Source organism: Microcoleus sp. AT3-A2, assembly GCF_036705685.1.
GTDB lineage: Bacteria > Cyanobacteriota > Cyanobacteriia > Cyanobacteriales > Microcoleaceae > Microcoleus.
In genome coordinates this window covers 1-12,100 of the sequence record NZ_JAUBVF010000034.1, presented here as the reverse complement: position 1 = coordinate 12,100, position 12,100 = coordinate 1, and the positions used below count along the sequence as shown (strand labels likewise).

Here is a 12,100-nt window from a genome sequence, read left to right as displayed (position 1 = left end):
CGGTTTTGCGTAATTTCAAACAGAATTTGCCCGTTAAAAATATTATCCCTGTTTCTTCCCTCGAACCTCGAATCTCGAACCTCCTATCTCCAATCCGTTACATCCGTTACATCCGTTACATCCGCTACATCCGCTACATAATCCGTTGCCGAACTTCCTTGCGATCGCCCCTCAAACTTCGCTATTATAAAAAGTTGCAGTTAAAACCCCACAACCCACGATCATGGCTAAGCGCGTTCAATTAGTTTTAAATAAAGATGTCAGCAAACTCGGCAAAGCTGGCGACGTAGTAGAAGTAGCCCCAGGCTACGCCCGCAACTACCTAGTACCCCAAGGAATGGGATTTAGAGCCACTCCGGGCATTCTCAAGCAAGCAGAGCGCCGCCGTGAAGAAGAAAGACTGCGCCAGCTAGAACTCAAGCAGCAAGCTGAAGTCCGCAAAACCGCCCTCGAAGCGGCTGGGCCTTTCATCATTTCCAAGCAAGTTGGCGAAGCAGACGCGATTTTTGGTACTGTCACCAACCAAGAAGTAGCAGAACTGATTTTCAACTCTACCAGTCAAGAAGTCGATCGGCGCGGCATCACCCTACCCGAAATTCGTCAAACTGGTACATACAAAGCTGAAATCAAACTACACGCAGAAGTTATCGCTGAAGTTGATATTCAAGTTGTTCCGATGTAATTAAAAGTCATCAGTCATCAGTCATTAGTTGTTAGTCATTAGTCATCAGTCATTAGTTGTTAGTCATTAGTCATTAGTCATTAGCTAAGAACTGAGTACGGCTAACTAAGAAGTGAGTAACGCTAACTAAGGACTGAGGACTGCTAACTTGCAGATTTAAAACTGAGGACTAATCACTGGCAACTAATAACTATAGGATTTACGCAAAAAATGGTTTAAGGCGCTATAGGTAGGAATAAGCTGCGCCCATAAGCAGCCTACAGATAGAGTTGGTGCGTAAGTCCTAAACTAATGACTAATAACTAATGACTAATGACTAATGACTGAGGACTATTGACTAATGAGCGATTTGATGCCGACAAATATAGAGGCAGAAGAAGCAATTTTGGGCGGGATTTTAATTGACCCCGAAGCTATTTCCCGAATTGCCGAACTGCTGCGACCTGAGTTTTTTGCCATCACCGCTCATCAAGTCATTTATCGATCGGCATTAGGCCTATTTTTACAGGGTCAACCTACCGATTTAATGACGGTAACAACTGCGCTAACCGACCGCAACCAGTTAGAGCAAGTAGGAGGACTAACTAAATTAGCACAATTAGTCGATCGCACAGTTTCCGCAGTCAACATCGACCAATATGCAGTTTTAGTTGAAGACAAATATCAGCGTCGCAAATTAATCGAAGCTGGCAACAACATAGTACAATTAGGTTACGAGACGGCAACACCACTAGAAACAGTCTTAGACCGCGCCGAACAAGAAATTTTCAGCATAACTCAAGAACGTCCGCAACAGGATTTAGTATCGATCGGCGAAACATTAAACCAAACATTTCAAGACCTAGAAAATCGCAATGAAGGCCTGACACTTCCCGGTATTCCGTGCGGTTTCTATGACTTAGATGCCATGACAGGAGGCTTTCAGCGATCGGATTTAATCATCGTTGCAGCCAGGCCGGCGATGGGCAAAACCGCCTTCTGTACCAACATCGCCCACCACATCGCCGCTGGACAGCAAAAATTGCCGGTTGCCGTTTTCAGCTTAGAAATGTCGAAAGAACAGCTAGTGCAGCGTATCCTGTCCAGCGAAGCCAAAATAGAAAGCAACAGGTTGCGATCGGGTAGAATTAGTCAAAACGAATGGGAACCAATTAGTACAGCCATTGGCAATTTATCAGAACTACCACTATTTATTGACGATACTCCCAATATTACCGTCACAGAAATACGATCGAAAGTCCGCCGCCTCCAAGCAGAACAAGGCGGAACCCTAGGATTAGTCTTGCTAGATTACCTGCAATTAATGGAAGGTACCAGCGACAACCGCGTGCAAGAACTATCTCGAATTACCAGAAGTCTTAAAGGTTTAGCCCGCGAACTCAACGTGCCGATTATTGCCTTATCTCAGTTGAGTCGGGGTGTGGAAGCGAGGACAAACAAGCGGCCGATGATGTCTGATTTGAGAGAAAGTGGCTGCTTAACAGGTGATAGTTTAGTAATGCTAGCAGATACTGGTGTGCGCGTACCAATTCGTGAATTAGTAGGAAAATCTGGCTTCACAGTTTGGGCGCTCAATGAAGCCACCATGCAGTTAGAAAAAGCCGTTGTTAGCAATGCCTTTGCTACAGGTGTGAAGCCTGTACTACGACTGCAAACTCGTTTGGGACGAGCAATTAGAGCCACTGGCAATCATAAGTTCTTAACCATTCACGGCTGGCGGCGATTGGACGAGTTAAAAATAGGCGATCGCATTGCCCTACCTAGGTACGTATCAAGTTCCTTCATCCAATCGATGGACAATGCCGAAATAGCCTTGCTAGGACACATGATTGGAGACGGATGTACTCTACCTCGACACGTTATTCAATACACTACTAGAGAGGAAGATTTAGCCAATACAGTTGCAAATCTTGCAATAGAACTCTTTGGAGAGCGAATCATACCTCGTATTTGTAAAGAACGTGATTGGTATCAAGTTTATCTTCCTGCCGCCTATCATCTCACACATAATGTGAGGAATCCTGTAACTGAATGGCTAGAGGCTTTAGGTGTTTTTGGTCTGCGTTCTCACCAGAAGTTTGTCCCTAATCAAATATTTGAGCAGCCTCAAGAAGCAATAGCTTTATTTTTACGCCATCTTTGGTGTACTGATGGTTGCATAAAAACAGGTAGGGGTAAATGTCATTACCCTAGTGTTTACTATGCTTCCAGTAGTGAAAAATTGGCAAGAGATGTTCAGTCACTCTTACTCAGACTTGGTATCAATGCCCGCTTATTTTTAAGCCGCCAGCCAGGGAAAGGGCGAGATCAACATCAAGTTTGGGTTACTGGAAGACCTGATTTAGATAAGTTTATTCATTTGATTGGTGCAGTAGGTAATTACAAACAGCAAGCTCTGACAGAAATTGCAGAATACATTGAACTTCGTTCTAGCAATACTAATAGAGATGTCATACCGCGTGATGTGTGGAAAATGTATGCTGTTCCTGCTATGCAGCAATTTGGTTTAACTACACGCCAGATGCAAGCACAGCTTGGCAACTTATATTGTGGTACAACCCTTTACAAACACAACCTTGGTCGGGAACGAGCATTCAGATTAGCTACAATTGTTAAATCTGATGAACTTGCCCTCTTATCTAAGAGCGATATTTACTGGGATGAAATCGCCTCAATAGAAGTTGATGGCGAAGCTGAGGTTTACGATTTAACAGTGCCTGCACTGCATAATTTTGTCGCTAATGACATCATAGTTCACAACTCGATCGAGCAAGACGCGGATTTAGTAATTATGCTCTACCGCGATGAATATTACAACCCTGATTCGCCCGATCGCGGAATTGCAGAAGTAATTATTACCAAACACAGAAACGGGCCCACAGGAATCATCAAACTATTATTTGACGCCCAATATACCTGCTTTCGCAATCTGGCATCTCCGAAGCGATCGTAAATCAACCAGAACATACACAAAAACCCGGTTTCTTAAAAAAACCGGGTTTCTAAACAGCGTAAAAGTTTTACGTTGAATTAGATTGAGCTACCTAACCAGCGATTTTCAACAATTCCACATCAAAAATCAGCGTAGCATTAGGAGGAATCACCCCGCCCGCACCGCGAGCGCCGTAACCGAGTTCAGGGGGAATAATCAACTTGCGGCGCTCTCCAACTTTCATCGTACCGACGCCTTCATCCCAACCCTTAATTACTTGACCCACGCCAATTTTGAACTGAAAAGGAGAATTGCGATCGCGCGAACTGTCAAACTTCGTGCCATCCTCCAAAGTTCCAGTGTAGTGCACGACAACAGTCTGCCCGGTTTTTGGAGTCGCCCCATCACCCTCTTTCAATTCAACATATTTCAGACCTGAATCTGTGGTGACAGTTTTCTCAGTATTATCAGTCATGTTATTGCCAGCGATAGTAGCTGGTACCTCCGGTAAAGTAGCATCAGCTACTAGCAAGTTATTTTCATTCAAAGACTGCGCTGACAATTTCTCAATAGCAGTCTCTGGTAAAAGATTGTTCAATTCGGCTGCAACTGCTTGGGACCCAGAACCGCCCATTTGAGCGACTATCAAAAACAAAAAGCAAACCAGCATTACTCCCAAGCTGACTAGAACTCCTCGCAAAATTAATCCTCCTGATACTTTTAACCGCGATATCTCAGATATCTAAGACATCTAGTACAACAAGAACTACCAAATGTTATCTGAATTTTTCCACCAAAAAACGGCAGGTACCAGATAATTTTAAAGGCAAAAGTATGAAGTCAGAATGTGTGTAATTCTACATAAATGGCTTCTACATAAGTGCCTTTTTTAGCCTTCTGCCTTCGGATGACAATCTTATCACAAGATAGCAGCGAACTCCTCGCGGGCGTTAGCGAAGCTTGCAGAAGAGGATCGAACTCAGCGCCAGTTACGGTTTTCTAAATCCCGCATCTGACGTTCCAAACGATCGAGCCTTCCCCGCAACTCATCCATTTCCGACTGTCGGGGAACTCCCATATCTTGCAGCATATTCCGTAGTTGCCGCTGCAACTGCGTATCCCAATTGCCCTGTTCAGACTTGAGGTGCTCGGTCATGTCATCGACAAAGGTTTTGGCTTGCTCAGGATTGATTTTGCCATCTTTGACCCATTGCTCGCTGACTTCCTGCAATTTCTCTGCCACCAGGGAAGTAGTACCAATGCCGAGCATTACCAGTTGTTTGAGTAAGTTGCTATTGTTATCCATAGATTTTTCCTAATGTTTGCCCTTTCATACCCGATCGGCTCAGGTCGCCTGCTGTCGCTGCGAAACCATCTGTAAACTTAAAGTTACATCAGCGCACACCTACCTTTCTATTTTGGAGTATCCAGCCGCCTGATGGCGAGCCGATCGCGCTAATCGGCGTTCGGAAAACCCGCTAATGAGCCTACCCACCACATTACCCCATAACCCTGTTGTCTATGCCTGCTTGCCCCCGCTGTCACCAACCTGTAGAGGCCCAAGCGCTCGCCTGTCCGCATTGCAAAATCCCCCTCAAAGCTTTCGGTCATCCGGGTATCCCTCTTTATCGATCGAAACCCGAAGAATTTCTGTGCACTACCTGTATTTATCACGCAGACGACACTTGCAACTACCCGCAGCGTCCCTTTGCCAAAGAATGCACGCTTTATCACAATCAATCTGAGCCACTTGTGCCACAGACCCTCCCTTACAGCAGCGGCGACGGGCTGCAATCGATCAAAAATTGGTGTCAGCGCCATCTGGTTTGGTTAGCATTATTAGGTTTAATTATTATTAGCATTGCTCTCTCGATTTAATCGGATTGTACAAAGCGTAGAATAGAGATATATCTGTTAATCTGGGTTGCTCTATTATTCTCTAAATTATTCATGAGCTACGTATTCGGCATCGACGGCGGCGGCACTAAAACTATCTGCCTTTTAATGGATGACAACCTCCTTGTTTTAGGAAGGGGTGAAGCAGGGCCGTCAAATTATCAAACCCTGGGAATTGAGACAGCAAAACAATCCATCCAATTGGCGATCGAACGAGCAGTTCTGTCCGCTCAGGTCGAGGCTGTAGGCAATCTCAACATAGAAGCAATTGGTCTGGGACTAGCAGGCGTCGGTCGTCCAAAAGATCGTGAAATAGTGCAATTTGTAGTGCAGAACTTGCAGTTGACGAATACTTTACCAGTAACCAGATCGTTCCTGCCCAGGAATATAGTAATTTGCAGCGACTGCGCGATCGCACTTGCTGGCGGCACGGGCCATCCAGTGGGTATCGCCGTTATTTCAGGAACCGGTTCGATTGTTTTCGGGCAAAACCGTCAAGGGAAAACTAAACGAGTCGGCGGTTGGGGATATATTTTAGGCGATGAAGGCAGCGGGTATAACATCGCCCTTCAGGGTTTGCAAGCTGCTTTGAAGTTCTATGACGGACGCGAAAATTTTACCGTGCTTGCGGAAAAATTTCAAAAGCATTTAGGCCTCAATAACCTAGAAGAATTGGTAGAAGTCGTTTACGGGCGGGGTTGGGGAGTCAAAGAAATTGCAGCTTTAGCGCCGATTGTCGAGGGGGCAGCAGCAGAGGGCGATCGCGTCGCTGACTGCATTATCAATAATGCTGTGGCAGAATTAACCTATTCCACAAAAATAGCCATTTCAGCGCTATTTAACGAAACAGAAGAATTTGAAATTGTGATCGTAGGAGGTGTGTGGGGTGGAGAGGCAAATTGCCGAGTTCGGTTTGAAACTGCCATAAGTGCGATCGCCCCAAAAGCTAAGGTAATTTCGCCCCGATACGAACCAGCTTTCGGTGCTGGATTGCTAGCCTTAAACGCTCTCAACAATTAATTGTTGACTGTTAACTGTTGACTGTTGACTGTTGACTGTTGACTGTTGACTGTTGACTGTTGACTGTTGACAAGCGAAATATTTTACAGCTACTTTCCAGCTTCCCGATCCATCTGTGGAGTCAAATCTAAAATCTAAAATCTACAATCGACTGGCTGTTGACTGTTGACTATCTTCCTTATCTTCCCGATCGCCCCTGTCTTGCGGATTTTCTCGATTTTTCCAAATTTTCAACTTCTGGATTATCGACCTTATCTTCCCAACTTCTAGAATTCCAGCCTGCCATAATCAAAACATCAGATGAATGCGAAACCAGAAACAAATTTAGCAGTAGTGCGTTCCTAAGTAAACCAAAACCGAAGCAAGGAGACAATTTATATGATTACTTCTCAAAAATGGCGTTCAGCAACAGCAGCAATCCTCGCACTGGGCATTACAGTGGGAACCAGCGCGCCGCTGGTGGTAGCTACTCCCGCAGAAGCCCAACAACGAATTTCCCAATTTGATAGCATCCGAATTCCGTCGGGCAGTGTAATTCCAGTTAGCTATGAAAAAGACAAAATAGTTGTCACCCGCGAAGAAACTGCACCTTTAACTTTAACAGTAGCGCAAGACATCCGCACACCTCAAGGCAGAGTATTAATCCCCAGAGGCAGCCAGATAGTCGGGGCACTGCAACCTGTCAGAAGAGGCAATCAAAGTGGTACTCAATTTGTTGCCAGAGAGTTAGTTATCAGCCGCCGCCAACGCTATCGGATTGACGGAAATTCAGGAATTATTACCAGAACCGAAAGAGTCCAAAAAGGTGCTGGCACAGGTTCAGTAGCGCAAGGTGCAGCCTTGGGTGCAGCAGCAGCAGCAGCACTAGCAGGCATTACCGGCGACAAAGCGATCGCGACTGAAGAAGTATTAGGAGGCGCTGGGATCGGCGCTTTAGCTGGAGTATTGTTGGGGCGGCGCAGCGTTGACGTGCTCGTGATTCGCCCAGAACAAGATTTGGCAGTGAGATTGCGATCGGACATCGTACTCCGCTAATATTGGAATCTTCGGATTAATTATTTGCAGTAAAACATTGTCGATCGCTAACTTGTGGTCTCCCGATCATTGGCTAGGCATACTGTTAAGGTTGTGCCTAGCCATGTTTGTTGGCGGAATTATTGGATGGGAGCGCCAACTCAGAAACAAACCAGCGGGATTGAGAACTCATATGCTAGTTAGTATGGGTTCTGCACTATTTGTTTTAATGCCGCTGGCAATGGGTAAAAATGAAAACGGAGGAGATGCTGTAGCGCGGGTAATTCAAGGCATTGCTGCCGGGATTGGGTTTTTGGGCGGCGGAGAAATCCTGCGGCAAAATCACCAGGAAAGAGGCAAAGTTGAAGTTCACGGGCTCACCTCTGCCGCCGCTATTTGGGTATCAGCAGCTTTAGGAACTGCTGCCGGATGCGGGTTGTGGCAACTAGCATTAATTGGCGCTTTAATGTCGCTTTTTGTTCTGAGAGTAATTAAAGAGTTAGAGCGTCGGAGTCGTAGGAAATAGTCTTAATAAGGATATAAAATCGGGTATTATAACCGTTATAACCTTTGTAGTGACGGGAAGTACGAGCGAGTTTTAGGAGAGTTAAAGTCCTCACTACTAACTAATTTTATTGCGACCGATTGAGGGGAAATAATATTAGCTGTTTCATACCAAGTCCAGTTAATCATTGAGCATAAATTGTTGGCCTTCATCCCAGCCATACCTCTCAAGAAGGTGAAAAAGGGGCCTTACACAATTTGAGGATGATTATTGTGGGCATTGGTGTCAACAAACACGTTAAACCCTCATTCCGGCAGGGGTTTCAACAAGAGTCTCAAAGCCAAAGTCCTCGCTATGATGACTAATGAGTTCTTCAGTCCTCTTTGAGAGGACTTTCGCTATGAGACAGGGAATTCATTCCCTGGCGGACTTCCGGGTGAGCGGGAGGACTGGCGGACTAAAAGCTTAACTTGACACTAATATATTGTGGAGTGTTCCGCCTGCTGTGAAAATACACGCCTTCGGGCTACGAGAGCCCATCCCACAAAAAAACAATCAAAATCCACTTAAATATTCATTTAAATATTTATGTCAATTTTAGTAAAATTCCTCAACACCCTTGAACCAAAATACCAATATTCTTTCAATTAATTAATTAGTATATAAATCATCAAAATAATTATACGTTACCAGCATCTTTTGAATATAAGAATTAATATTTATTTTGCCAGATAACTGAAAAAAATTAATTCCTATCTGGAAAAACTGGCATTTTCATCAATTCTAAAGACTCTTGCCTCACGCGACCCGCCATCGCAGCTAACTGCAAGCTCATAAAAGCATTCAAATCTTCCAAATCACACTTGGCTGAGGAAAAAATCTTCTGCATTTCATTTTCTGCTTCCAAACTCAGATATCCAGCGGCAATAGCTTGTTTTACAACTTCACGAATCTGCACGTTAGAAATTTCCCTTACTAAATTTTAACTAATCAAAAGTCAACTAATTACTAACAAGAAGTTTCGGAAACCGTCTCGCCAAAGATTTCAAATTTTTTCATCTCGCGAGACTCTTGTTTGACTCCTCCGGACATAGCTGCTAGTTGCAAAGCCATAAAAGCATTTAAGTCTTCCAAGTCATATTTGGTGGTAGTTAACATCCGCCGCAGTTGATTTTCGGCTTCAAGGGTTAGATAGCCTAGAGCCAGAGCTTGCTGGGCGAGATCGCGAATTAGTACCATAGCACTTCGGGATTTTATTGGTTCAAGCCTCAGTATCAACTGTTTTCAAAGAATCAGCAGTGACGGCTATTGCTCGATAGGTGTGACATTGTTACGGGCTACTCGTGACAGCCGGAGTCGTAGAGTGTGACTAAGTATTTGCACGGTTGTGACGAAGATCACGCGGGGGATGCCACAGGAGGATTGGGAGAGTGGGGAGTCGGAGAGTGCCCGGGTGTCTGGGTGGGGGAGTCGGAAAGTGTCCGAGTGGGGAAGTCGGAGAGTGGCAGCATTTTTCTTCTTCCCTGGAACTAATGACTGATGACTACTGCCTTCTACCTTCAGAAGACGCTCAACGTCTATAATCAGCAAGTTAAATATTTACGGCAAGACATATGGAACTAGCTCATAAAGATTTGCTACAACAAATAGCCCGACTATCGGAAACTTATGCTAATTTGGCCGATCGCCTATCCCAAGCAGCAAAACAACTGCAAGAGTCCGGCCTTCCTCCCTCTGACAGCTTGCTGCAAGAAGTAGCCACCTACAGCCGCAACTTTGCTGCAGTCCAAAAACAAGCTCTCGAACTCAACAAATCCACGATCGCACCGGGGGAAATTGCTTCCCTCAAAGACATTCAAAACTTAGTCGAGACTGCCGCAGCTTCTGAAGGTAAAGCAGAAATTCGCGATGCAGCATTGAAAGTGATCGATCGAGTATTGGCGATCGCCCACCGCGAACAAAGCGACTTCGCACCCTTACAATCAGTTCATGCCAAAGCCCGCGAACTGCAACGCGCGATTTCCGAATCAACCCCAACTCAACTGCATTCTGACGCAGAATCCTTAGTCAGTGGCAAACACCCAGTTTCAGCAGTGCTCGCCCTGGTGGAACAGCAAGACAAATTAGATGACGAACAGTGGGTCATTCTCGAAGAAACAGTCAGCGCCGCTTTTGGCAAACAAATAGCCGTAGCCATTTCCAGAGGCAAATTAACCATTGCTGAGATGGTAAAAGCAGCACCTGCAAAAGTCGAACCCGCATTTAAAGCAGCGCCAGAACAAAAAATCAGTGCCGAACCTTTGCCAGAAGTGATTGTCATCCCGTCAGGAAATGTGGCACCGAAACAAGTTACAGTTGCGCCACAGATCCAGATTTTGGAATCCCCCGCACCTTCTGCCCCCATGCACGAAGTAATTATTGTTCCCAGCGTGGAAGTACCTAAGTCTCTTCAGACAACCGGTTCCGGGAACATTGTTTTTGGCGCACCCCGCAACATTCAACAACCGGTGGCAGTAGAGGGCGGTTTGGGAATCAAAGTTTTGGTGCACATTCAGGGAATTGGCGATCGAACTTTCGGCGCTCAAGAATACGCGGGTTCTAAGGGTCAAGGGCGGCGCGTCGAAGGATTTCAAATTAATATTGATCCGCCAATTCCCGGCTTAAATGTCGAGTACATGGCTCACGTCGAAGGTGTTGGCGATACTCCTTGGCTCAGCGAAGGAGAATTGGCGGGTTTTCGCGGTCAAGCGAAACGAATTGAAGGATTTGCAGTGCGATTGAGCGGGCCACAAGCTGATAAGTACGACGTATTTTATAGCGCTCACATTCAGAATATGGGCGACACCGACGTGTCCTCCAACGGCGAATATTGTGGCACTCGCGGCAAAGCTTTGAGAATAGAGGGTATCAAAGTTTGGATCGCGCCGTCTGCAAGTGCCCAAAAAGCGGCGCCTGTGGGTTTAAAAGTGTTGGCGCATATTCAAGGAATTGGCGATCGAACTTTTAGCGATCGAGAATACGCGGGTACTAAAGCTCAAGGCCGCCGCGTGGAAGGATTTCAAATTAAAATAGAGCCTCCCGTTGCCGGTTTAAATTTGCAGTACATGGCTCACGTTGAAGGAGTTGGCGATACTGCTTGGATCTCGGAAGGGGAGTTAGCTGGATTCCGGGGCAAAGCCAAGCGCATTGAGGGATTTGCCACGCGACTGACAGGGCCACAAGCTGATAAGTATGACGTATTTTATACGGCTCACATTCAGAATGTGGGCGATACTCCTGTTACTGCTAATGGTCAATATTGCGGCACTCGCGGCAAAGGTTTGAGGGTTGAGGGGATGACGGTTTGGGTTGAGCCGAAAGCGTAAGAATAGAGAATGAATGGAAACTTAGCAGTGGCATTTTCCATTCATTTTGTGTTGTTATATTAGGTTTGATTGGTTGGTTTTTGATAATTTGCGGGATAATAGGGGCGGGTTTTACCAAGCATCTACGCCAAAAACTAATAATCCCATAAACCCGCCCCCTCTCTCAACGGTAAACGTCAATGTACATTTTTTCCCTTCGATAAAAGTCAAGGTTGATATAGGTTATTAGTTGTGGGGGGCGGGTTTATGAGATTGTTTGTGTGCGTCAAAGATTATTGGTAAAACCAGCCCCTACAGCATCAAAAACACTTGCACAACTTACGCTAGCAGACACGATATTAATGGTGTAGCACGTGCAACAAGCCTTCTACCACATGACCGATCGCACTTGGAGCAGATTCGCCAGTCGCAGCTTCGGCGGCGCAGTGGCCGGCGTGGAGTGTGTTTCCGACAGCCTGACTCCCTCCCTCCAGCGCATCGGCACTAAATTGACCGCGATATGTTTCTTTGACCATTTCAGCTTGAATTTTGCTGGTAGTTTCTTCGGGATTCGTTTCCCAATTGCGGATTGTTTGGACAATCTCGAAGCCAGCCCAAATTAACATTCCGAGCAGGGTAAACGCATCTTAACTTTAACGCAAAATATGCTACAGTTAAATCCGACTAAATTTTAGTGTAGTTTATTC

General features: G+C 45.5%; 13 protein-coding genes. 8 read left to right on the top strand and 5 right to left on the bottom strand.

Annotation, left to right across the window (positions count from 1 at the left end; all coding sequences use genetic code 11):
- The first annotated feature begins 223 nt into the window (after positions 1 to 223).
- Both rplI and QUB37_RS18625 read left to right on the top strand, forming a co-directional pair.
- Positions 224 to 682 (top strand): 50S ribosomal protein L9, encoded by a 459-nt coding sequence (gene rplI / locus QUB37_RS18630; protein ID WP_333164731.1) that lies wholly within the window; start codon positions 224 to 226, stop codon positions 680 to 682.
- A 340-nt stretch (positions 683 to 1,022) separates the two neighbouring features.
- Positions 1,023 to 3,635, top strand: coding sequence for a replicative DNA helicase (locus tag QUB37_RS18625; RefSeq protein ID WP_333164729.1), 2,613 nt, complete (start codon positions 1,023 to 1,025; stop codon positions 3,633 to 3,635).
- Positions 3,636 to 3,726: 91 nt separating this feature from the next.
- Here the strand turns inward: QUB37_RS18625 and QUB37_RS18620 are convergent, their stop codons facing one another.
- Entirely contained in the window at positions 3,727 to 4,314 is a 588-nt protein-coding gene (locus QUB37_RS18620) for an FKBP-type peptidyl-prolyl cis-trans isomerase (protein WP_333164727.1), read from the bottom strand.
- A gap of 279 nt (positions 4,315 to 4,593) precedes the next feature.
- Positions 4,594 to 4,920: a phasin family protein gene (locus tag QUB37_RS18615; RefSeq protein ID WP_242723321.1), complete on the bottom strand. Its 327-nt coding sequence runs from the start codon at positions 4,918 to 4,920 to the stop codon at positions 4,594 to 4,596.
- A 215-nt stretch (positions 4,921 to 5,135) separates the two neighbouring features.
- Here QUB37_RS18615 and QUB37_RS18610 point away from each other — a divergent pair, with 215 nt between their 5' ends.
- The 4 genes from QUB37_RS18610 (at position 5,136) to QUB37_RS18595 (ending at position 8,070) form a co-directional block, all read left to right on the top strand.
- Entirely contained in the window at positions 5,136 to 5,492 is a 357-nt protein-coding gene (locus QUB37_RS18610) for a zinc ribbon domain-containing protein (RefSeq protein ID WP_333164725.1), read from the top strand.
- A gap of 72 nt (positions 5,493 to 5,564) precedes the next feature.
- Positions 5,565 to 6,530 carry a BadF/BadG/BcrA/BcrD ATPase family protein gene (locus QUB37_RS18605; RefSeq protein ID WP_333164723.1) on the top strand — a complete coding sequence of 322 codons (966 nt, stop codon included), beginning with the start codon at positions 5,565 to 5,567 and terminating at the stop codon, positions 6,528 to 6,530.
- Positions 6,531 to 6,908: 378 nt separating this feature from the next.
- On the top strand, positions 6,909 to 7,565 hold the full coding sequence (locus tag QUB37_RS18600; RefSeq protein ID WP_333164721.1) for a hypothetical protein: 657 nt from the start codon (positions 6,909 to 6,911) through the stop codon (positions 7,563 to 7,565).
- Positions 7,566 to 7,668: 103 nt separating this feature from the next.
- Entirely contained in the window at positions 7,669 to 8,070 is a 402-nt protein-coding gene (locus QUB37_RS18595; RefSeq protein WP_333164719.1) for an MgtC/SapB family protein, read from the top strand.
- Between the two features lie 724 nt (positions 8,071 to 8,794).
- On the opposite strand, the gene QUB37_RS18590 is transcribed toward QUB37_RS18595, so the two are convergent.
- Complete coding sequence (locus QUB37_RS18590) at positions 8,795 to 9,007, bottom strand: hypothetical protein (protein ID WP_333164717.1); 213 nt, start codon at positions 9,005 to 9,007, stop codon at positions 8,795 to 8,797.
- Positions 9,008 to 9,057: 50 nt separating this feature from the next.
- The gene (locus QUB37_RS18585; RefSeq protein WP_333164715.1) at positions 9,058 to 9,288 is read right to left on the bottom strand and encodes a hypothetical protein; all 231 of its coding nucleotides are present in this window, start codon (positions 9,286 to 9,288) and stop codon (positions 9,058 to 9,060) included.
- Between the two features lie 126 nt (positions 9,289 to 9,414).
- Between QUB37_RS18585 and QUB37_RS18580 the strand changes: the two genes are divergently transcribed.
- The gene (locus QUB37_RS18580; protein ID WP_333164713.1) at positions 9,415 to 9,582 is read left to right on the top strand and encodes a hypothetical protein; all 168 of its coding nucleotides are present in this window, start codon (positions 9,415 to 9,417) and stop codon (positions 9,580 to 9,582) included.
- A gap of 80 nt (positions 9,583 to 9,662) precedes the next feature.
- Entirely contained in the window at positions 9,663 to 11,414 is a 1,752-nt protein-coding gene (locus QUB37_RS18575; RefSeq protein ID WP_333164710.1) for a hypothetical protein, read from the top strand.
- Positions 11,415 to 11,752: 338 nt separating this feature from the next.
- Here QUB37_RS18575 and QUB37_RS18570 read toward each other — a convergent pair whose 3' ends face one another.
- The gene (locus QUB37_RS18570; protein WP_333164707.1) at positions 11,753 to 12,019 is read right to left on the bottom strand and encodes a hypothetical protein; all 267 of its coding nucleotides are present in this window, start codon (positions 12,017 to 12,019) and stop codon (positions 11,753 to 11,755) included.
- Between the last annotated feature and the right edge of the window lie 81 nt (positions 12,020 to 12,100).

Bases quoted from the DNA above. Each gene is read 5' to 3' on its own strand.
- rplI (WP_333164731.1), top strand. From the start codon at position 224: ATGGCTAAGCGCGTTCAATTAGTTTTAAATAAAGATGTCAGCAAACTC.
- QUB37_RS18625 (WP_333164729.1), top strand. From the start codon at position 1,023: ATGAGCGATTTGATGCCGACAAATATAGAGGCAGAAGAAGCAATTTTG.
- QUB37_RS18615 (WP_242723321.1), bottom strand. From the start codon at position 4,920: ATGGATAACAATAGCAACTTACTCAAACAACTGGTAATGCTCGGCATT.
- QUB37_RS18610 (WP_333164725.1), top strand. From the start codon at position 5,136: ATGCCTGCTTGCCCCCGCTGTCACCAACCTGTAGAGGCCCAAGCGCTC.
- QUB37_RS18605 (WP_333164723.1), top strand. From the start codon at position 5,565: ATGAGCTACGTATTCGGCATCGACGGCGGCGGCACTAAAACTATCTGC.
- QUB37_RS18600 (WP_333164721.1), top strand. From the start codon at position 6,909: ATGATTACTTCTCAAAAATGGCGTTCAGCAACAGCAGCAATCCTCGCA.
- QUB37_RS18595 (WP_333164719.1), top strand. From the start codon at position 7,669: ATGTTTGTTGGCGGAATTATTGGATGGGAGCGCCAACTCAGAAACAAA.
- QUB37_RS18585 (WP_333164715.1), bottom strand. From the start codon at position 9,288: ATGGTACTAATTCGCGATCTCGCCCAGCAAGCTCTGGCTCTAGGCTAT.
- QUB37_RS18575 (WP_333164710.1), top strand. From the start codon at position 9,663: ATGGAACTAGCTCATAAAGATTTGCTACAACAAATAGCCCGACTATCG.
- QUB37_RS18570 (WP_333164707.1), bottom strand. From the start codon at position 12,019: ATGTTAATTTGGGCTGGCTTCGAGATTGTCCAAACAATCCGCAATTGG.